The 20,088-nt window shown below is 46.8% G+C and carries 24 protein-coding genes; 17 read left to right on the top strand and 7 right to left on the bottom strand.

Annotated elements, in window-relative coordinates; all coding sequences use genetic code 11:
- The coding region (locus WKJ04_RS13520; protein WP_337880891.1) for a site-specific integrase at positions 1-391 on the top strand (391 nt) is incomplete at its 5' end.
- A gap of 541 nt (positions 392-932) precedes the next feature.
- On the opposite strand, the gene WKJ04_RS13525 is transcribed toward WKJ04_RS13520, so the two are convergent.
- The 3 genes from WKJ04_RS13525 to WKJ04_RS13535 are packed head-to-tail and all read right to left on the bottom strand — an operon-like array spanning position 933 to position 3,392.
- Positions 933-1,922 (bottom strand): XcyI family restriction endonuclease, encoded by a 990-nt coding sequence (locus WKJ04_RS13525; RefSeq protein WP_337880892.1) that lies wholly within the window; start codon positions 1,920-1,922, stop codon positions 933-935.
- Positions 1,919-2,824, bottom strand: a complete 906-nt coding sequence (locus tag WKJ04_RS13530) for a site-specific DNA-methyltransferase (protein WP_337880893.1) — start codon at positions 2,822-2,824, stop codon at positions 1,919-1,921. The genes WKJ04_RS13525 and WKJ04_RS13530 overlap by 4 nt, the downstream gene beginning before the upstream one ends.
- A 10-nt stretch (positions 2,825-2,834) precedes the next feature.
- Positions 2,835-3,392, bottom strand: a complete 558-nt coding sequence (locus tag WKJ04_RS13535; protein WP_337880894.1) for a recombinase family protein — start codon at positions 3,390-3,392, stop codon at positions 2,835-2,837.
- A 624-nt stretch (positions 3,393-4,016) separates the two neighbouring features.
- Here WKJ04_RS13535 and WKJ04_RS13540 point away from each other — a divergent pair.
- The gene (locus WKJ04_RS13540; RefSeq protein ID WP_337880895.1) at positions 4,017-4,883 is read left to right on the top strand and encodes a phage integrase N-terminal domain-containing protein; all 867 of its coding nucleotides are present in this window, start codon (positions 4,017-4,019) and stop codon (positions 4,881-4,883) included.
- Positions 4,884-4,982: 99 nt separating this feature from the next.
- The gene (locus WKJ04_RS13545) at positions 4,983-5,288 is read left to right on the top strand and encodes a hypothetical protein (protein WP_337880896.1); all 306 of its coding nucleotides are present in this window, start codon (positions 4,983-4,985) and stop codon (positions 5,286-5,288) included.
- An 11-nt stretch (positions 5,289-5,299) separates the two neighbouring features.
- Here WKJ04_RS13545 and WKJ04_RS13550 read toward each other — a convergent pair whose 3' ends face one another.
- On the bottom strand, positions 5,300-5,578 hold the full coding sequence (locus WKJ04_RS13550) for a helix-turn-helix transcriptional regulator (protein WP_337880897.1): 279 nt from the start codon (positions 5,576-5,578) through the stop codon (positions 5,300-5,302).
- Between the two features lie 118 nt (positions 5,579-5,696).
- Here WKJ04_RS13550 and WKJ04_RS13555 point away from each other — a divergent pair, with 118 nt between their 5' ends.
- The 6 genes from WKJ04_RS13555 (at position 5,697) to WKJ04_RS13580 (ending at position 9,804) form a co-directional block, all read left to right on the top strand.
- Positions 5,697-5,906, top strand: a complete 210-nt coding sequence (locus WKJ04_RS13555; RefSeq protein ID WP_337880898.1) for a hypothetical protein — start codon at positions 5,697-5,699, stop codon at positions 5,904-5,906.
- Positions 5,907-5,942: 36 nt separating this feature from the next.
- Positions 5,943-6,320: a hypothetical protein gene (locus WKJ04_RS13560; RefSeq protein ID WP_337880899.1), complete on the top strand. Its 378-nt coding sequence runs from the start codon at positions 5,943-5,945 to the stop codon at positions 6,318-6,320.
- A 416-nt stretch (positions 6,321-6,736) separates the two neighbouring features.
- A complete protein-coding gene (locus WKJ04_RS13565) occupies positions 6,737-8,419 on the top strand; it encodes a DUF927 domain-containing protein (protein ID WP_337880900.1) in 1,683 nt (560 codons plus the stop codon).
- A gap of 64 nt (positions 8,420-8,483) precedes the next feature.
- Positions 8,484-8,801 (top strand): helix-turn-helix domain-containing protein, encoded by a 318-nt coding sequence (locus WKJ04_RS13570; RefSeq protein WP_337880901.1) that lies wholly within the window; start codon positions 8,484-8,486, stop codon positions 8,799-8,801.
- 95 nt (positions 8,802-8,896) lie between these two features.
- The gene (locus WKJ04_RS13575) at positions 8,897-9,259 is read left to right on the top strand and encodes a helix-turn-helix transcriptional regulator (RefSeq protein WP_337880902.1); all 363 of its coding nucleotides are present in this window, start codon (positions 8,897-8,899) and stop codon (positions 9,257-9,259) included.
- Positions 9,260-9,264: 5 nt separating this feature from the next.
- Positions 9,265-9,804 (top strand): ImmA/IrrE family metallo-endopeptidase, encoded by a 540-nt coding sequence (locus tag WKJ04_RS13580; RefSeq protein ID WP_337880903.1) that lies wholly within the window; start codon positions 9,265-9,267, stop codon positions 9,802-9,804.
- A gap of 472 nt (positions 9,805-10,276) precedes the next feature.
- On the opposite strand, the gene WKJ04_RS13585 is transcribed toward WKJ04_RS13580, so the two are convergent.
- From WKJ04_RS13585 to WKJ04_RS13595, 3 genes are all read right to left on the bottom strand, one after another.
- Complete coding sequence (locus tag WKJ04_RS13585; protein WP_337880904.1) at positions 10,277-10,762, bottom strand: YbhB/YbcL family Raf kinase inhibitor-like protein; 486 nt, start codon at positions 10,760-10,762, stop codon at positions 10,277-10,279.
- Between the two features lie 26 nt (positions 10,763-10,788).
- The gene (gene trxC / locus WKJ04_RS13590) at positions 10,789-11,211 is read right to left on the bottom strand and encodes a thioredoxin TrxC (protein ID WP_337880905.1); all 423 of its coding nucleotides are present in this window, start codon (positions 11,209-11,211) and stop codon (positions 10,789-10,791) included.
- A gap of 94 nt (positions 11,212-11,305) precedes the next feature.
- Entirely contained in the window at positions 11,306-13,096 is a 1,791-nt protein-coding gene (locus WKJ04_RS13595) for a DEAD/DEAH box helicase (protein WP_337880906.1), read from the bottom strand.
- A gap of 163 nt (positions 13,097-13,259) precedes the next feature.
- Here WKJ04_RS13595 and mioC point away from each other — a divergent pair, with 163 nt between their 5' ends.
- The 8 genes from mioC to atpE all read left to right on the top strand — a co-directional run bounded on the left by mioC (position 13,260) and on the right by atpE (position 20,056).
- Positions 13,260-13,694: an FMN-binding protein MioC gene (mioC, locus tag WKJ04_RS13600; protein ID WP_337880907.1), complete on the top strand. Its 435-nt coding sequence runs from the start codon at positions 13,260-13,262 to the stop codon at positions 13,692-13,694.
- 509 nt (positions 13,695-14,203) lie between these two features.
- Positions 14,204-16,093, top strand: a complete 1,890-nt coding sequence (mnmG, locus tag WKJ04_RS13605; protein ID WP_337880908.1) for a tRNA uridine-5-carboxymethylaminomethyl(34) synthesis enzyme MnmG — start codon at positions 14,204-14,206, stop codon at positions 16,091-16,093.
- A gap of 13 nt (positions 16,094-16,106) precedes the next feature.
- The gene (gene rsmG, locus WKJ04_RS13610) at positions 16,107-16,730 is read left to right on the top strand and encodes a 16S rRNA (guanine(527)-N(7))-methyltransferase RsmG (protein ID WP_337880909.1); all 624 of its coding nucleotides are present in this window, start codon (positions 16,107-16,109) and stop codon (positions 16,728-16,730) included.
- Between the two features lie 22 nt (positions 16,731-16,752).
- Positions 16,753-17,541: a ParA family protein gene (locus WKJ04_RS13615; protein ID WP_337880910.1), complete on the top strand. Its 789-nt coding sequence runs from the start codon at positions 16,753-16,755 to the stop codon at positions 17,539-17,541.
- 18 nt (positions 17,542-17,559) lie between these two features.
- The gene (locus WKJ04_RS13620) at positions 17,560-18,450 is read left to right on the top strand and encodes a ParB/RepB/Spo0J family partition protein (RefSeq protein ID WP_337880911.1); all 891 of its coding nucleotides are present in this window, start codon (positions 17,560-17,562) and stop codon (positions 18,448-18,450) included.
- Positions 18,451-18,580: 130 nt separating this feature from the next.
- The gene (locus WKJ04_RS13625; RefSeq protein ID WP_337880912.1) at positions 18,581-18,973 is read left to right on the top strand and encodes an ATP synthase subunit I; all 393 of its coding nucleotides are present in this window, start codon (positions 18,581-18,583) and stop codon (positions 18,971-18,973) included.
- A 2-nt stretch (positions 18,974-18,975) separates the two neighbouring features.
- Positions 18,976-19,770: a F0F1 ATP synthase subunit A gene (gene atpB / locus WKJ04_RS13630; protein ID WP_337880957.1), complete on the top strand. Its 795-nt coding sequence runs from the start codon at positions 18,976-18,978 to the stop codon at positions 19,768-19,770.
- A 52-nt stretch (positions 19,771-19,822) separates the two neighbouring features.
- The gene (gene atpE / locus WKJ04_RS13635) at positions 19,823-20,056 is read left to right on the top strand and encodes a F0F1 ATP synthase subunit C (protein ID WP_337841889.1); all 234 of its coding nucleotides are present in this window, start codon (positions 19,823-19,825) and stop codon (positions 20,054-20,056) included.
- Positions 20,057-20,088: the final 32 nt, after the last annotated feature.

Raw genomic sequence — 20,088 nt, forward strand, 5'->3', positions numbered from 1 at the left:
GTGTACGCCGGAGAACTCTAATCAGGAATGCACCGATTTTAAGGGATGTTTACACCAATACAATCAGTATCTGGACCTACCGCCAGACTCCGTTACATTGATGGGTGAAAAAGCCGGACTAAGCGAACGGGTATTCAAAGGTCTGAAGTATTCATCCTATAGTAACGTTGCATTGGCTCAGTGGGTGATGCGGGCAGGCATTACCAAACACATTACTTTTCACAGCGCCCGGCACACCTTTGCAGTAAGGATGCTGACCCATGGGGCAGACATATACACTGTATCCAGGCTTTTGGGACACTCAGAGCTGAAAACAACCCAAGTGTATGCGGATATCATTGAGAGTAAGCGCAAAGAAGCGATGATGTCGCTTCCAAGTATTCTGCAGTGAAATGGATAGACTGGGAATATTGGGAAACTGGGAAAGTATATGTATTTCAACAAATTAATACGCCTCCAACTTCCCTTTTTCCCTCCCCCTCTTCCCTGGGCCGGGGCTACCCGGCCGCTACTGTCACACAAAAGCAAGAATTAGCAGACTGATTTACAGACATAAGGCTACCTCTTCTGGTGATCCAGAATTGCAGCCTGCTACCGGAACGAACCAGAAAACATTCATCCTCCCTCGTTACAGCTGATAGAACCAATCTCTCGATAGGTGCTCTGGTGCGTTTAATCTCGCGATACTCAACGATTCTTGCTCTGGCAATAAACTCATTCTTCGTCATGTTAGCCCCTTTTGCTTATGTGGTTGGTGAGTTTTTAGGCGCTCGTCGCCTAAAGGCGCGCCATACCACATGGGCTACATGCACTGCGGAGTTCAAAGCCAGTCAAGCTATAAATCGCCCGAAGGGTTGCGCAGCAAGGGGGCCCCGTATGCGGGGTTCCGATTTATTGCTTGACTGGATTTGGACGGAGTGGTTTAGGGCTAATTAATTTCTTGCAGCAGGTATAGCGGTTAGCGACATGATCCTTCTTTTAAAGTCTTCATACTCATCACCACATCTTAATGATAAATTAGCTATTGAATAAAATCTGTCTGTAGACGGAGATTCACTCTTTGCTTTTTCCATGTCCAATTGATTTACATTCACAACCGTCCAGCACTCTGTAAATCCGTCTTTTCTAGCTTTCTGATGACTCTTTTCAGCCTCACCAATTCGGTTGTGGATATTAGATACATCAGTTCCGCTCTTTACTTCTATAGCAACCACATTCCTATCATGTCCAACAGACATCTCCTCCTTAATAATGATATCTGGGTCGGGGGCAAACTCGATAGCAAACAGTCTACCTGTAGCACTCCTGACCTCCATCGAGTTTTCCCCCAAATTCTCCACAGAGTGCTCAACTATTTCTTTAATTATTTCGAATACCTGAATAATTCCAGCAGCCCCTCGAGCATTGTTTGCCCCTCCCCTAAACTGTGGTCCCACTGTTAACAGCGTGAGATCATCAAGTAATTCTCTCGAAACTCTAAGGGGGCCTACTCCCTTTAACAGAGCCGAAGCTGCGGCACTAAAAGCTAGACATAAATCCTCAATGTCACTTGCTGCCACTTTCCCAATGCGTCCATTCACTTCCATGGATTTGAAATGGCCAACTCCAAATCCTTTATCTCGCCCATAAAACTCTTTCTGACTATAACCAAGCAACAGTCTATAGTATCCAAGTAGATAAGGATTCTCTCTGAGAACAATAGGAACAGGGAAGAGTAATTCCCCTCTCAGGCCAAACTTAGCCAACGTAGATAAATCATCCTTGCAAACATATTCTGCGAGTTGTCTATCTATCTCAGTAACGTCCAAATTTTGAATGGTTTCAAGTAATGCTCCTTGTAAATATACAGACCTAAATTTTTTCAGCTCTAATGCAAATCCAATCTGTAAATCTGGTGACGGAAAATTGAATTTCATACTCATCCAACTGATATCCTTACAACGTTACTCTCTACTCCCTTTAATCTGTCTACAGCGATAGATACGTAATCCGGGTTAAGTTCGATCCCTACATACTGTCTATCTTCGTCTTGACAGACTACCCCAACTGTTCCTGATCCAAAAAAGGGATCTAATACAAAATCTCCAGGTTCGGAGGATGCCAGAATACATGGCCGAATTAAGTCCGCGGGAAAAGTTGCAAAGTGAGCTCCCGCAAATCCTTTTGTTTTAATATTCCAAACTGAACGCCTGTTCCTTAGCCCACCGTTTTCTGTTTGTTCTCTTACAGATTCCCAATCGTAGTAATATTTCTCTGATTTTGTGAACAAAAATAGATATTCGTGAGATCTAGAAGGTCTATCCTTAACACTTTCTGGCATAGCATTTGGCTTGTGCCAAACTATATCACTTCTCAGATACCAGCCATCATCTTGCAGTGCAAAGGCCAACCTCCAGGGAATACCCAGCAGATCTTTTGGCTTCAACCCGTCTGGCGTATCTGGGCGAACACCCATCGCTCTAGCAGGATTTTTCTTATCTGGAGCTCGATAACCTCTATTGCCACTTGTGTAACCATCTCCAATATTGACCCACAAGGAGCCATCTTCAGTTAAGACTCTTTTCACTTCTGAGAAAATGGCCACAAGCCTTTGTATAAACTGCGGCATAGTCTGTTCCAAGCCTATTTGGTCATCAATACCATAATCTCTTAAACCCCAGTATGGCGGCGATGTAACAACACAACGCACAGAATTATTTGGCAACCGCCTCAATACGGTCAGAGCATCACCTTCAAAAATAGTTGAGCCACCAACGGCAAGCGCTCCATCACGTTGAATTTTTTCAACATTAGGTAGCTTTAGCTTTAATGCAACCTTTTCCATTTCTTAGTCCTCACTGGCGACATGGCTGAACCACGCCACAATGTTTATAGATAGTTGTTCTTGAAACCCCATATTGCTCAGCAACTTTACTAACACTCGCGTTAGGGTCTCTTAGTATCTGATTGATTTTTAATATTTCCTTCGGGGATAGCTTAGGTTTTCTCCCTCCATTCCGTCCCCTGGCTCGGGATAACTCAAGCGTTGTCCGTGAACGCTCCTTACTCACCTGCAGTTCAAATTCTGAAAGCACTCCAAACACATCTAATGTGCAGCAATACGATTCTGGACTTACCTTAAAATCTTCAGTAACGCTGTATAATTCCGCACCTATCTGTTGGAGTGAGCACAAGACTTTAACAAGCCCAGAAAGATTCTTAGCAATCCTTTCTAGTCTCCATATAATCAAGACGTCACCGCTACTTAATAGCTTTAAGCACTCGTTAAAGCCTCCCCCCCTATCTTCAAAAACAGACTGGCAACCGGTGCCTTTAAGAACTTCCAGTTGACGCTTCATATCCTTGTCATCAGAGGATGGCTTCGCATAGCCAATCGTTAGATTCATGAACATTTAATGAACATTGATTTATTGACTATATATTAACACCCATGACATATAGAAAATATACTGTATATCTATACAGTTTCAAGTTATGAAGCAACCACAGATCTAAGTTCAGAAACAGAGTGAGTCGTCCCTAGCGTTACGGTAGGGACGACTCGCAGAGTCGCGCTTCAAGGCATATTGCTCATGATGCCTTGGAGCAATTCAGGGAAAAGAGAAGGAAGGGACAGTCAAGGGACGGGTAACATTCTGCTTGCACCAACCGATCAGTTTGGTATCCTGAACTCGCATTAGCCCTCACGGGCAATGAAGAAAACGGGCGCTTCTGCTGCCCTCAACACGTAAATACTGAGGTGGGTACACCCTTGTACCTGTATGAACTTGGTCTGGAAAGCAGACCATATAATTCAACCAAGACCTTAGTAGTCCGTACCATCCTCTACAGACGATGTCCGGCTCAGCTTGTATGCTTGGAGATCAGTTAGCCCCTGCGTTCCGCTGGAATGACATATATCGGTTAAGACCATTTATGTGGCTTTAAAACTCACCTAACTTTCGGCATTTGCCCCCCTGATCTCTGGTTTTGGTTTCTCCTATTGTCCAACAATCAAAATCTATGAGGAAATGGCTATGAGTCAGTTAGGCTACAAGCTAAATCAACTGGTGCATAAAACACACAAAGAAGATGGTTACTCAACACGCGGCAGTCGTGGCGATATTCTGAATCAAATGGCGAAACAGTTGCGGGATGCCGGATTCAACCTTAGAGATCCTAAAGGTCTTAAGGAGAAGCATGTGACTTTTCTGGTAAACCATTGGAAAGAGCAGTCACTAGCTACCAAAACAATAAAAAATAGAATGTCAGCGCTCAGATGGTGGGCCGACAAAGTAGGCAAGCGTAACATCGTTCATAAAACCAATGAGGAATACGGAATTGCGCGGGTTTTTTCGAGTCCTATTGGCAAATCGAAATCCTTGGACCTTGAAAAGCACTCCAAAATTACCGATGACCACCTGAAACTGTCCCTGCGGCTACAGCAGGAATTTGGGTTGAGAAGAGAGGAATGCATCAAGTTCACCCTGTCTTATGCTGACCAGCAGGATCACTTGCGCCTCAAAGGCTCTTGGACAAAGGGCGGAAAGCCTCGACAAATACCAATTAGAACAGACTCTCAGAAGAAGCTTCTCGACGACATCCGGGCATTCAACAAAGGAGCTTCAATGATTCCGGCAGAAAAAAACTATAAGCAACAACTCGACAACTACATATACCAAACCACGAGAGTTGGTCTTAGCAAAAATCACGGACTGAGGCATCATTATGCCAGAGAGCGTTACTATGCCCTGACGGGATGGAAATGCCCCGCTGACGGAGGGCCTAAACGGGCTGAGTTAAGCGGGGAGTTACGCAAGCAAGATGTTGAAGCCAGGATGATAATCAGTAGAGAGTTAGGACATGAGCGCTTTAGTATTACCTACACATATCTTGGCAGCTAAATATATTAGAACCTCAAAAAAGGCACCTCTACTATGCTTACCTGAGACATTATTGATGTAATATTTCCCTGAAAAAACTTAGGTTAGGAGAAATAATGAATGACTATTTACAGTGATCCAGCAGAAGAAGTCTCAACTCGTTATTTCCGTGAAATAAACCGAGTTGCCGGTCCTCTGAGTATCAGTGTGGGAATTGGGGTTCTCACAATGGATGGAAGACCTATCATCGCATGGATTACCTATGTACTAATCATGTTTTGGTGCATGTCTGAAGGGGGGGAGTATAGAAGGATTCTAAAAAACAGGCCAAACTATCCAACGCCTTGGAACAGAATTCTAAGTCAATGCCTGCTACTCAATGCAGGAATGCTGCTTCTTGCTTTGATAGCAGTTGAATTGGTGTAAGAGCATTCAACCTATTCAGCTAAAAATTTGGCAGACCAGTTCAGAATCTCCTCTGCCAACTCGTTTTCAATACAAAAGAGGAAGGCGGTTGGCACTTTGAGAACGTGACTTAGAGCTACAACCGTTTTGAAGTCTGGGGTGTGAACACCGCGTTCATATTGGTTCATACGTGCAGACGCAACAAACTTATCCATCCCCGCCATTATTCCTAATTGTTTTTGGGATAGACCTAATCTTGTTCTTGCCTGCTTTAGCCGTGCTGGAAACGGCGAACCATCATTAGTTTTCAACTGGTGTAAGACATCCGCTATTGAAAACTAAGATTTTCTTAGCTTTAATGAAGCCTAGATACTAAGGAATACTTAGCTTTCAATTTGGCATGCCAAATTGAGCCGGGAGAAAATGACTATGCTTGAGACTCTTGTGTGCGTGTTGGTAGTAGTTATCTACTTGATAGCTAGCGTTTTTAACGCTGATGGCCAGTCAGCAGAGAAAAATGATCAGTTAGACCAGATGGATGATGGTATGGGCAATGTTATTGCTGATGGCGAACATATGACCCGAGCAGAAGCCGAGGATGCCCAGGCCCGAGGTGAGCTATACGATACTTATTACTAAAGTCAATTTGGCATGCCAAATTGGGAAGAGCTTTTTATGACCGAAAACGAACTGATTGCGAACAGAGAGCTATGGCCATTTATACCTGCGCTGGCCGAGATAAAACGTCGCCTCAGCGGAATCGAGAGTGAATGTGAGCCGCTTGGTCTTTCTTTTGATAAAGAAATCAGTACGGAAGAGGAAATGTTGGTCGCTTTAATATCCCAAAAAGCGTTTGCATTCGATATCACGAACGAACATGGCACTATTTGGGATGTAATATTAGAGCCATTTTCAGAATTTAAGGCTCGCAGTACCCGGATATCCTTCCCGTTTACTGGCTATAATCCAGATAAGCAGCAGCAAATCAGCATCTGGATCATCGAGCTATGTAACTGGGAAGGCGGAGTATTGTCCGGCATTACCAGGCACTAAACCCAATAGGAGGTGTGATGTCAGCATATGAATGGTTTCAGATGTGGGTTTTGATGGTTTTAGCGATTCGGGCTACCAGACGTTACAACAGACTCAAGAATGATCTTTTCAACGCTTTAAGAGAAGGGGCCTAATATGGGACCAGTGCTTGTCGGCTGCAGTTTGATACTCGGTATAGTGGCTTTCTTTGCTGTAAGCTTTCATGTTGCCCTCAAGCGAGAGGCAGATCGCTCTAAGTAACCAATGTCCCTGTCATTTCACCTACACAATTTGGCATGCCAAATTGATAACTGTACTTGCATACATACTGTACATAAAAAAGGGGGTTCAAAGTTACCCTAGTTTTTCAAGAACACTCGCGTTAAGACTCCGGTAGTTTCCTGTCTAGCAATGACAAACAAAGGAAACCAACCACTATGTATGAGCTACGTGAGGAAGGTCTGTTCATTACCCACCAAGATGCCGAACCCAAGTTTCTGTGTGGCCCAATCCGGGTATTAGCCATCACTCGGGATGGTGAAAACAAACGTAACTATGGAATGTTAATCGAATGGGTAAACCTGGATGGAGTGAAACTACAGCACGTCTTTCCTCGCCGCCAGATTATCAATGACTATGGCCGCCAGTTGAAAGAGGTTCTGATCGATACAGGATTGTCCGTATCCAATCGCCCAAAAACTTGGGATCAAATCATTACTTATTTGAATCATGCCAATCCTGCCGAACGATACATCAGTGCAACTCAGACTGGTTGGGTTAACAGAAGCTTTGTAACGCCAGATTGGTGTGTTGGCAGAGAAACCGAACAAGTGATCTATGCAGGTGATGTTTCTGACATGCTGATACAAAGCGGTAGCGTCAGCGATTGGCAGCAATCAGTTGCGCCATTATGTATCAATAATCCGATGCTGGTATTCGCGGTATGCGCTGGGATTGCGGCACCCCTTCTGCATTGGCTCAAGTGGCCAAGTTGCGGCATTCACCTATATGGTAAATCTAAGATAGCTAAAACGACGGTACTGAATCTCGCCGCAAGCCTTTATTCTGACTCAAGTTATGCCTATAGCTGGCGTTCTACAGCCAATGGGCTTGAGGTAATAGCGTCTTCTCACAATGATATGCTCCTTTGCCTGGATGAATTGCACCAAGCCCAAGCTGAAGACGTTGACCAAGCCATTTATATGCTTGCCAATGGCATGTCCAAGATCCGCAGTAATCAGGATGGTTCATTGGGTAATAAACGTTCATGGCGCCTACTCTACTTCAGTACAGGAGAGGTAGGACTGGAAGAAAAGCTCTCTGCTATTCAAAAGAGTGTAAAAGCTGGTCAGGAAATCCGCTTTCTGGAAGTACCTGCTTCTCGTCAGTTTGGAATCTTTGATGATCTGCATGGCCATGATTCCATTCAGTCTTTCTCCCGCACTATCTGGCGTGGCATAGACCAAAATCATGGCAGTGTTATGCCTGCCTGGATCCGAATGCTGAGTGAAATAGAAGCGTTGAGTGAGTTCCTGGAAAATGCCATTTCTCGCTACCAGATTCTTTGGAGCTCTACCAATGAAGGCAATCAGGTAAAAGAGGCAATCAAGCGATTTGCTCTGCTTGCTGTTGCCGGAGAACTTGCAATCAAGTCTGGTCTATTACCCTGGCCAACAGGAGAAGCAGAAAAATCGGTCAGAATCGCATTTGAGGCCTGGTTAGAGGCAAGAGGCTCTTCGGCAGACTCTGAGGACGAAAAGTTGGCTAGGCAACTACCTATCGCCCTAAAACGCTGGAGGCTCCAGTTAGTTCAGCCAGGAACCACTCTCTCATCGAGTCATTCTGGATATTGGATAAAAGAAGATAACGAAGTCTCTTGGTTGTTAACGCGCGAGGCCTTTGTCAAAGGGCTGAACCTGCCTTACAAGAACCAGCTATCTCAGTGCGTTCAGTATCTGAAAGAAAGAGGCTGGCTGATACAAAATGAGGATAGGGGAACCTTCAAAAAACAGATAGAGGGTGGCCTGCGTGGTGGCAGATACTTCAAATTGCTGCCGAACAGGATCATTGAGGAGTTGAAACTGGATATCCAGCTTTCCCACACAACTTTCCCAAGTTAACTAACTGTAATACTTGAATTTTCCCAGTTTCCCCTTTTCCCAACGAATTAGAAGAAGTACAGCTATGAGCAAAGATACAAACTACCCCAAAGACCAAAGCCGTCAGGGCTACGACTTAGAAAAGTTACTGTATATGAATTACCTAGTACATAAGTCGGTACTGACCATGGACGAATGCGCAGACTACACCGGCTTATCCAAGCATTATCTCTACAAACTTACCCACAATCGTCTGATTCCACATTTTAAGCCCAATGGAAAGAAAGTTTACTTCCAGAGAGAAGAGTTAGACGCATGGCTCTCATCAAACAGGGTCTGCACCCAACGTGAGGAGGGCCAACTTGCAACAACATTGGCAAACAGACTAAACAGAGCAAAATAATTCCCTAAAACACATTGCATTATTAACCAAATCAGTACATAATTATTTATACGAATGGTGGGAAAACTGTTCGTTTCATGAAATTGGAGAAAAAAATGCTGAGCGAATTTGGTCAAAAAGTCCGAAAGTATCGGATTGATTTGCGTCTAAAGCTTGGTGAAATGGCCCAAGGGTTGTCAGTCACCCCTGCATATCTGTCTGCTGTCGAAAACAATAAGAAAAAGTTGACCAACGAGTTAGTAGAAAAAGTAATCGCTTTTCTTAAATTGCCATCAGATGAGGCAGAACAGTTGAGAGATTGTGCTGCGAGGTCACGCACTGAGCATGTGATCAATACTAAATCACAAACAGGCCTAGCAAATGAAGCCGTAGCTATGTTTGCCAGAAATATTGAATCATCCGCCCTTACAGAAGAAAAGGCGAAACGTATTTTAGAAATTTTAGGTAATAAAGGATGAAGTAAGTGATAAGAAAAAGAGGGCGACGCGTCCCCCCTTCAAGCACACTAAAGATTAGGCTTTTAGCGAACAAGTTCCGCGAAGTTTTTGCGGAACTTGGCGCTCCGAGGTCAGGAAGAGTCGATATAATTGATATTCTTGACTGCGCCCTACCTGGAATCCTCCCCGACTTCGTACTGGATGTAGTCCCTGATAGCGAGCTAGGCGAAGATCACGCTCAAACCTTCCCTGATAGACTACTAATAAAGGTAAAAGAGTCAGTTTACGAGGGAGCCCGTAAAGGGTTAGGAAGAGATATTTTTACCCTCGCTCATGAGCTTGGTCATCTGTTTTTACACAGAAACATATCTTCCTACGCCCGCAGCAACACTTCGACCAATCATAAACTTTTTGAAGATTCTGAATGGCAAGCTGATTGCTTCGCCGCAGAATTTCTCATGCCTTACGAAGAAGTGATGATGTGCAGATCTGTGGAAGAAGTAATGAAGAGATTTGGAGTATCTCACAAAGCAGCGGAGGTCAGATTCGGCAAAATAAAAAAGTAGCAAACCTAAGGCCTGCTACTTCTTTAGAAAGATAAGAATTAAGCTTCATGGGTGGTGGGATGTCCCCATGTTCACCTCACAAAAACTCTATCCTAAGTTTGGCGACTAAAAGTATAGATGTTTTCGTAGGTCTTGGCTACTCATCCCTCAGCAATTATTGTGAGGATTTAGCAATGCTAAGGCATTTCACAAAACGTAAAACCGTGTTTGTTACTCAGTACAAACGCTTTAGGTTTGGGCGTTGGGAAGATGTTTGCAAGCACTTTCGCAGCCCGCCTAGTAAATAACTAAAGGGGGGTTCGCCCCCCCTATATGATTTTTTCTAATCATGAAAAGGCCCATTGTAGGCCCACCATGAAACATATAAACAATTGTTTTTTATACTCTTTTCACATTCTGTATTGGCAAATAAACCGGGGAATAAAAACGGAAGCCCCTCACTCAGGGAGTGGCGGAGCTTCCATGGATTGGTTTATCGGGCATAGGTCGCCGTGATTGTAGCTTTGCCTAAAGCATTGGCATTCAGCATAAAACCTACCACCGCAGCGCTTGCTTCGTCGGGCACAGCCAGAGTTTCTGTGGGGAGTGCCCAGACTGTAAACTGATAGCGGTGCATCCCATGGCCTGGTGGCGGGCAAGCACCGCCAAATTCATATAAACCATAGTCGTTGCGCAAAGTACGGGCCCCCACTGGCAACTCTCCATTGCCGGCCCCTTGCACCAACGCAGTGACTGTCGCCGGAATATCCAACACCAACCAGTGCCAAAACCCTGACCCAGTCGGCGCATCCGGATCAAACACTGTCACCGCAAAACTTTTGGTGCCCGCTGGTGCACCTGACCATACCAAAGCTGGCGATTTATTAGGGCCGTCACAGCCAAAACCATTAAACTCAAAGGTTTTGGCCATAAAATGGCCTTCTTTAATATCCGGGCTGGTTAACTGAAATTGGCTCATAGGTCATTCCTTTTTTAAGTGGACTGTCAGCTATGCTGCTGCAGCCATTGATAAAACATCTGTTTTGGCATGGCTCCCGACTGCTGTGCAACCTGTTTTCCCTGCTTAAATACCATCAAAGTTGGAATAGAGCGGATCTGAAATTGCGCCGCCAGTTGCTGCTGTTGTTCGGTATTGACCTTAGCAAAACGAAAACGCGGCTCCAGTTCAGCGGCGGCCTGGCTGAACACAGGTGCAAAACTCAAACAAGGCCCACACCAGCTGGCCCAAAAGTCGATCACCACAGGAAGCTCGGATTTCTGCACTTGATTCACAAAGTTATCAGCCGTCAGCTCTATGGCTTTGCCCTGAAACAAACTTTGTTTGCAGCGGCCACAGTTGGGTTTATCGGCGATTTTAGCCGGATCAATGCGGTTAAGGGTGGAACAGCTGGGACAAGCAAGGATCATGGACTACCCCTTCAGGCAATTTCCATTCAATATGGGGCTAAAGATCACAAACTCAAGCCGAAAAAAAGCCCGGCATGCCGGGCTTTTTCACTTATTAATCACGTGGTTTACGCGGTGGGCGTGGAGCCGCACCAGGACGAGGCCCTGGTCCGGCCGGACGACGTTCACCTGACGCAGACGCCGGAGCACCGGTATCAACACTGATATTCAGCTTCTGCTTACGCACATACACCTTCTTCAAATGCTGGAAGATTTCATTTGGCATACTGGCTGGCAGTTCTACAGTACTGAAATGGTCGAACAGTTTAATGTTGCCGATAAACTGGCTGTCGATATTGGCTTCATTGGCAATAGCACCAACAATATCGCCAGCGCGAACGCCGTGCTCTTTACCCACTTCGATGCGGTACGTGGTGTAATCCCCTTTCATTTCACGACGTGGCGGGCGCGGACCCCGTTCTGACCGATCACCACTGCGCTCAGGCCTGTCACCACGCTCAAACCGCTCGCGGCGAGGACGTTCAGCACTGTCACGATCACGGCTGTGCGGTTCACGAATTTCAGGGAACTGAGAAGCCACATTTAATGGTTGATCTTTTTGTGCCAGATACAGCAGTGCTGCTGCTAAATCTGCATCCGTGGTTTCCATCGAGTCGCGCCATTCGTTGATCAGATCCTGGAAGAAACTCAGGTTCTGCGTTTCGATGGTTTGTGCCAGGGTCGCACGGAAGGATTCTATCCGACGCTGTTCAATGACCTGGCCAGACGGCAGCGACATTTTTTCAATCGGCTGACGGGTGGCATGTTCAATGGTGCGCAATAAGCGACGCTCGCGTGGCGATACAAACAGAATCGCTTTCCCTTCACGGCCAGCACGACCGGTACGACCTATACGGTGCACATAAGCTTCGCTGTCGTACGGAATATCGTAGTTGACCACCAGGCTGATGCGCTCGACATCCAGACCGCGGGCCGCTACGTCTGTTGCGACAATCACATCCAGCTGATCGGCTTTCAAACGGCGAATGGTCTGCTCACGGTGCGCCTGATTCATATCACCGTTCAGGCATGCCACGGCATAACCACGGGCACCCAGTTTTTCGGAGATTTCTTCAGTGGCGCTTTTGGTACGAACGAAAATAATCGCCGCATCGTACTCTTCGCCTTCCAGTACACGGGTTAATGCATCCAGTTTCTGATTACCATCCAGCATCACATAACGCTGCTGAATACGCTCAACAGTGCTGGTTTTGGATTCAATCTTCACTTCCTGAGCGCCACCCAGATGCTTCTGCGCGATAGCACGGATTTGTGGCGGCATAGTGGCAGAGAACATGGCGACCTGACGGCCTTCAGGCGTCGCATCCATAATGGTCTGCACATCGTCGATAAAACCCATACGCAACATTTCATCGGCTTCATCCAGTACGATAGCGCGAAGCTTATCCAGCACTAAAGTGCCACGATCCAGGTGATCCAGAATACGACCTGGGGTACCGACGATCACCTGAGAGCCGCGTTTTAATGAACGCAGCTGTGTGGAGTAGTTCTGACCGCCGTATAACGGCAGCACGTGAAATTCTGGCATGTAACGGGCATAAGCCTGAAAGGCTTCGGCCACCTGAATTGCCAGCTCGCGGGTGGGTGCCAGAACCAGGATCTGTGGTTCAGATTGCTTTGGATCCAGGCGGGCTAACAGCGGCAACGCAAAAGCCGCAGTTTTACCTGTACCGGTCTGGGCTTGACCTAACAAGTCTTCACCAGCCAGCAATTTAGGGATAGCCGCTTCCTGGATAGGTGACGGATGCTCATAACCTAATTCTGTCACAGCACGCAGAATTGGTTCTGGCAAGGCCAGCTGGGAAAAAGACATGGACTCAGACATAAATTGTAAAAACCTCAATAACACGCAGGCCAAGGGGGTTGTGCTATTGTAGTTTTACTGAGCCTGCACAGCAGTAAAAATACCCAAAAAGAGCAGAAAGCCTTGGCTTTGCTCTTTTTAATTCCAGTAGTATAACCAATCATTTACCTACATGAGTTGCAGTATGATTGAGATCCTTGTTGGCAGCCAAATGGGCGCTGCTGAATACACAGCAGAACAAGTAGCTGAAGCTTTGGAAAAAGCGGGTTATGAAGTCAAGCTTCATCTCACCCCTGAATTGACACAGCTGACCAGAAATTCTGTCTGGTTAGTCGTCACCTCGACGTATGGCGCAGGGGATCTGCCCGATAATATCCAACCCTTTGCGGATCAGTTAGCACAAAACGGCGGCGATCTTACCACAGTTTCGTTTGCCGTGATCACTTTAGGTGATACCAGTTACGATACTTTTTGCATGGCAGGTCGCACGATGGCCGCATTATTAACTCAGAATGGCGCTAATTCACTGCTGCCTAATCTGGAAATTGATGTGCTGCAAGCAGATTTACCTGAGGATCAAGCCTTAAACTGGTTACCACAATTCATTCAAAAGCTGTAGCAGCTACTCGTTCTGAAGAAAGCCGGTTCTGACCGGCTTTCGTGTTATTCGACTCTCTGAATAACAGACAGGATCGGCCTGAGCTGATCTTAACCCCAGCTTAGGATCCTGTTACACATAGATTATCCACATGAATTGAATTTATCATGATCTCATGTGGAAAAGTCTATGGAAAAACAAGGTAAAACCTAAATTTATCCTCTGAATAAAAAAAATCCTTTTCAGTACTGTGGATAAAACACCTAGTTGATCACCGGAAACATCGTGCAGGATCCAAGCTTGATCACATGATCTGATCCAGCCTAAACTGTTGATCTAATTTAATCTATTTGAGTTACCCACACAAAACAGGTCCTATAAGTATAAAAATAATAAAAAGATCTCTTTAAAGATCCTTTCTTATATAAGAGATCCGATACCGATCCTGATCCATCGGAAAACGTTCACACGGCTCTCAGATCCGGTTACAATACGCGCCCTTTTTCAGGCTGAGTAAGATCGAGGCAACTATGCTGTTTCAGGAAAATTTTGACGTGATCATAGTCGGCGGTGGTCATGCTGGCACAGAAGCCGCATTAGCCGCTGCCCGTATGGGCATGCAAACTTTATTACTCAGCCACAACGTAGAAACTTTAGGCCAAATGTCCTGCAACCCTGCCATAGGTGGTATAGGCAAGGGTCATCTGGTCAAAGAAATTGACGCGTTGGGTGGTTTAATGGCCCAGGCTGCAGATAAAGCTGGTATTCAGTTTCGCACACTGAACAGCTCAAAAGGCCCCGCAGTACGTGCAACCCGCGCTCAGGCCGACCGTGCTTTGTACCGTGCAGCTGTTCGCCATGTATTGGAAAACCAGCCCAATCTGAAAATATTCCAGCAAGCCTGTGACGATCTGATTGTTGAAAACGATAAAGTCTGCGGTGTAGTCACTCAAATGGGTCTGAGTTTCCGTGCCAAAGCCGTGGTGTTGACCGTGGGTACTTTCCTTGGTGGTCAGATCCATATTGGTTTGCAAAATTTCAGTGGTGGCCGTGCCGGGGATCCTCCGTCGATCGCATTAGCCCGACGTTTACGTGAATTGCCTTTCCGGGTCGGACGCCTGAAAACAGGCACACCACCCCGTATTGACGCGCGTTCGGTAGATTTTTCAGTGATGCAGCCTCAGCCAGGTGACAACCCGACCCCGGTATTTTCTTTTTTAGGGACTCGTGCCGATCATCCGACACAGATCCCCTGTTACATCACATACACCAACGAACAAACCCATGACATTATTCGCAATGGCCTGGATCGGTCGCCTATGTACACAGGGGTGATTGAGGGGGTTGGGCCACGTTATTGCCCGTCTATTGAAGACAAAATCACCCGCTTTGCTGACAAAGATAAGCACCAGATTTTTATTGAACCTGAAGGTTTAACCACTCACGAGCTGTATCCCAATGGTATTTCTACCAGCCTGCCTTTTGACGTGCAGTTAAACCTGGTGCATTCAATTAAAGGCCTGGAAAACGCCCATATTACCCGGCCTGGTTATGCCATTGAATACGACTTCTTCGATCCCCGGGATCTGAAAACTTCACTGGAAACCAAATTTATCAGTGGGTTATTTTTTGCTGGCCAGATTAACGGCACCACAGGCTACGAAGAGGCCGGTGCTCAGGGGTTGATTGCCGGGATGAATGCTGCGCTGCTGGCGCAAGGCAAAGAATCCTGGACACCAAGTCGTGATCAGGCTTATGTCGGTGTGTTGGTGGACGACTTGACGACCATGGGCACCAAAGAGCCGTACCGTATGTTCACCAGCCGCGCTGAATACCGTCTGATGCTGCGTGAAGACAATGCTGACAGTCGTTTGACAGCCAAAGGCCGTGAGCTGGGGTTAGTCGACGATGAGCGTTGGGCTGCCTTTAACCAGAAAATGGAACAGATCGAGCTGGAACGTCAGCGCCTGAAGCAACAATGGATCCACCCGCAGCACCCAGCGTTGACAGAAGTGAACAGCTTGCTGAAAACGCCACTGAGCCGTGAAGCCAGTCTGGAAGAACTGATCCGTCGCCCTGAAGTAAGCTACGCGGATCTGATGCGGATTGAGCAAGTGGGCCCAGGCTTGGAGCAGGCTGCGGCTGCTGAACAGGTTGAAATCCAAATAAAATACGAAGGTTATATCAACCGTCAGCAGGATGAAATCGCCAAGCAGGAACGCAACGAAACCACCCTGTTACCCCAAGGTTTTGATTACAAAGCGGTGAAGGGGTTGTCCAACGAGGTGGTGCTGAAGCTTAACCAGGCTCAGCCACAAACGGTCGGCCAGGCGTCGCGGATATCCGGTATTACCCCCGCAGCAATATCGCTGTTGCTGGTTTACCTGAAAAAACAAGGTTTGCTACGCAAGTCTGCTTAATCACAGGATCCCCATGCTGGAAATACTGAAAGGGCTGGTTGCACAAACCAGCCTGAACTTATCTGAGCTGCAGCTGCAGCAATTGATCACCTATGTTCAGCTGCTGGACAAATGGAACAGTGCCTACAACCTGACCTCTGTACGCGATCCGAAAGAAATGCTGGTGAAGCACATCATGGACAGTCTGGCGGTTGTTCCCCATGTTCAGGGGAAAAAGATCATCGATGTCGGAACTGGCCCTGGTTTGCCGGGCGTGCCTTTGGCCATTGCTTTGCCGGAGAAAAACTTTGTGTTGCTGGATAGTCTTGGCAAACGTATCCGCTTTCTCAATCAGGTAAAACTGCAACTGAAACTGAGCAACATTGAACCTCTGCAAAGCCGGGTGGAAGATCATGATCCACAAGGGGGTTATGATGCTGTATTGTCACGCGCTTTCGCTTCCATGACCGATATGGTGAATTGGTGTCAGCATCTGCCACACCAAACAGGCCAGTTTTTGGCCATGAAAGGTGCTCTGGTGCAAGAAGAAATTGCAGCTTTGCCGAATTTTGTTAAAGTTGTCGGCAGTTATCCGCTGTCCGTACCAACACTCAACGCTGAGCGTTACCTGGTGGTATTGGAGAAAAATCAAAACTAATCAGACGCTTATTGGGGTTCTTGTGGGAAAAGTCATTGCGATTGCCAACCAGAAAGGGGGCGTGGGTAAGACCACGACTGCGGTCAATCTGGCTGCGTCCATGGCAGCCACCAAACGAAAAGTGTTGCTGATAGATTTGGATCCGCAAGGCAATGCCACTATGGGCAGTGGTGTTGATAAATACGCAGTTCATGCCACGGCTTATGAACTGCTGGTGGAAGAAAAACCCTTAGCTGAAGTGGTCGTCAAGGAGACCGCTGGTGGTTACCACCTGGTGGCATCCAATTCAGATGTCACCGCGGCCGAAGTCCGGTTGCTTGACGTGTTCGCCCGTGAGCTGCGCCTGCGCACCGCTCTGAAAGATGCGCGCAGTCACTACGATTTTATTTTTATTGACTGCCCGCCTTCACTGAACATGCTGACTGTGAATGCTATGGCTGCGGCCGATTCAGTGCTGGTACCTATGCAGTGCGAGTATTACGCACTGGAAGGTCTGACCGCACTGATGGATACCATCAATAAACTGGCAGCAGTCGTGAATGCTGACCTGAAAATCGAAGGTATTCTTCGCACAATGTACGACCCGAGAAACCGCCTGGCCAATGACGTTTCAGAACAGCTGAAGCAACATTTTGGCGACAAAGTTTACCGGGCAGTGATCCCCCGTAACATTCGCCTGGCGGAAGCGCCGAGTTTCGGCACGCCCGTAATGTATTACGATAAAAGCTCCACTGGAGCCAAGGCCTATCTGGCACTGGCCGGCGAAATTTTACGTCGGGCGGACAAAAAAGTGGTCAAAGCCGCTTCCTAAGCAAGGAATGAATTCAAGATGTCGTTAAAGAAACGTGGCCTGGGCCGTGGCCTGGATGCATTACTGACCACTAAGCCAGCATTGGAACAGCAAGCTCAGACTGAGAATTCGCTCAGCGCCAATGAGCTGAAGAAGTTGCCGATCGAATGGCTAAAGCCAGGTAAGTATCAACCACGTAAAGACATGTCGCAGGACGCTTTAGACGATTTAGCCAATTCGATTCGGGCTCAGGGCGTTATTCAGCCCATTGTGGTGCGTCAGTTAGCCACTGAGTCGTATGAAATCATTGCCGGCGAGCGCCGCTGGCGTGCCAGCCAACTGGCTCAGCTGTCTGAAATTCCTTGTATTGTCAAAGACGTACCGGATGAAGCTGCAGTTGCGATTGCGCTGATTGAAAACATTCAGCGGGAAGACCTCAATGCAATGGAAGAAGCGGTGGCGCTGCAGCGTTTATTGGATGAATTTGAACTAACGCATCAGCAAGTGGCTGATGCGGTAGGTAAATCCCGCACCACAGTGACCAACCTGTTACGTCTGAATGCGCTGAATGACGATGTCAAACTGCTGCTGGAACACGGTGACATTGAAATGGGGCATGCGAGGGCCTTGCTGGCGCTGGACGGCCTGATGCAATCAGATGCTGCCCGTACTGTTGCGGCCAAACAAATGACAGTGCGTGATACGGAGAACCTGGTACGTAAACTGTTAGAACCTACTCCACAACCAGAGCCTAAAGCCAAAGACCCGGACGTTGCGTCACTTGAGCAGCGCTTAAGTGAACGTTTTTCCGCGCCAGTGCTCATCAATTACAACAAAAAAGGCAAAGGCAACCTGGTCATTTCCTACACCAGTCTGGATGAGCTGGATGGCATACTGCAGAAATTACAGGCCGGCTCGGCTGAAAGTTAAACTGTAGTTTTTCAATCTCTCAGACAAAAGTTGCAGTAAGGCCGCTTTTTCTTGCAAAAATAAGGCAGATAAGTATACTTGCGCTGGCCTAAAACTATTCAATATTGACGGGTTCAACGAGCGATAAAAAGTGGTTATAACGCATAAAAAAAGCCCTTTATCGCTAATCCTGAAGTTGTTGCTCAGCCAATTTGTGGCTGCTGCTGCGATCACAGCAATAGTTTGGCTGGCAATGGATGGACGATCCGCAAAATCTGCTTTGTTGGGACTGCTGTGTGGCATGCTTCCCCACGCCATCTTTGCCTGGTATGTGTTCCGCTTTCACGGTGCTGATCAGGTGCAAATTATCCTGAAGTCAATCTACCGGGGCGAAGCCATCAAGTTTCTGTTTATTGTGCTGCTGGTGACGGCAGTACTGAAAACTGTAGCAATAGTGCCTTGGATTTTTTTCACTGCATTTTGTGTCGCGCTGCTGCTACAGGTTTTGTTACCGCTTTTGATTAACAACGATAATTGGGAATGAAAATGGCATCAGGTGCTGAGCTTACAAGCAAAGAGTATATTACTCACCACTTGACCAACTGGAGAATTGGCGAGGGCTTCTGGTCCGTACACGTCGACACTCTGGCATGGTCTGTTCTCTTGGGTCTGGTTTTTCTGTTCTCTTTCAGAGCAGTAGCCAAAAAAGCCACTACTGGCGTGCCAACCAAATGGCAATGTGCGGTTGAAATGGTGGTTGAATTTATCGACAGTACTGTCAAAAGTACCTTCCACGGTAAAAGTCCGGTCATCGCGCCATTGGCTCTGACCATTTTTGTCTGGGTTCTGTTGATGAACTTTATGGATTTGATTCCTGTGGATTTCCTGCCGTGGACTGCCCAGCAGATTGGTGCTGCCATGGGATATGATCCGCATCATGTCTATATGAAAGTAGTGCCCACCACAGATCTGAACATGACCATCGCACTGGCGCTGGGTGTGTTTATTCTGATGATTTACTACTCCATCAAAATTAAAGGCGTGGGCGGCTTTATCAAAGAGTTAACCACTCAGCCATTTAACACCCCTTGGTTATACTGGTTCAACTTTATTCTGGAGGTTGTTGCCCTGTTGGCCAAGCCGCTGTCTCTGGCACTGCGTTTGTTCGGTAACATGTACGCTGGCGAGCTGATTTTTATCCTGATCGCTATGGTGGGCATATTCCAGTTACCTATGCATTTCGTCTGGGCTGCATTCCACTTATTGGTTATTCCACTGCAGGCATTTATTTTCACAATCCTGACCGTGGTTTACCTGAGCATGGCGCACGAAAAACACTGATTTCGTTATAAAAATTTCGTTTTAACTTTAACTTAGAAACTTGGAGAAAATCATGGAAATGGTATTAGGTTTAAAACTGATCGCAGTTGCCTTATTAATCGGTTTAGGTGCTCTGGGCACTGCAATCGGCTTCGGTACTCTGGGCGGTAAATTCCTGGAGTCTGCAGCCCGTCAACCAGAACTGGCTGGTTCTTTACAAGGTAAAATGTTCATCGTTGCTGGTCTGATCGACGCCATCGCGATGATCGGTGTTGCTATCGGTCTGTACATGCTGTTCGCAATGTAATTGGACGCGACAACACAACTTTTACTAGCAAA

This window comes from Rheinheimera sp. (genome assembly GCF_037442345.1).
In the GTDB taxonomy this organism is placed as follows: Bacteria; Pseudomonadota; Gammaproteobacteria; order Enterobacterales; family Alteromonadaceae; genus Pararheinheimera.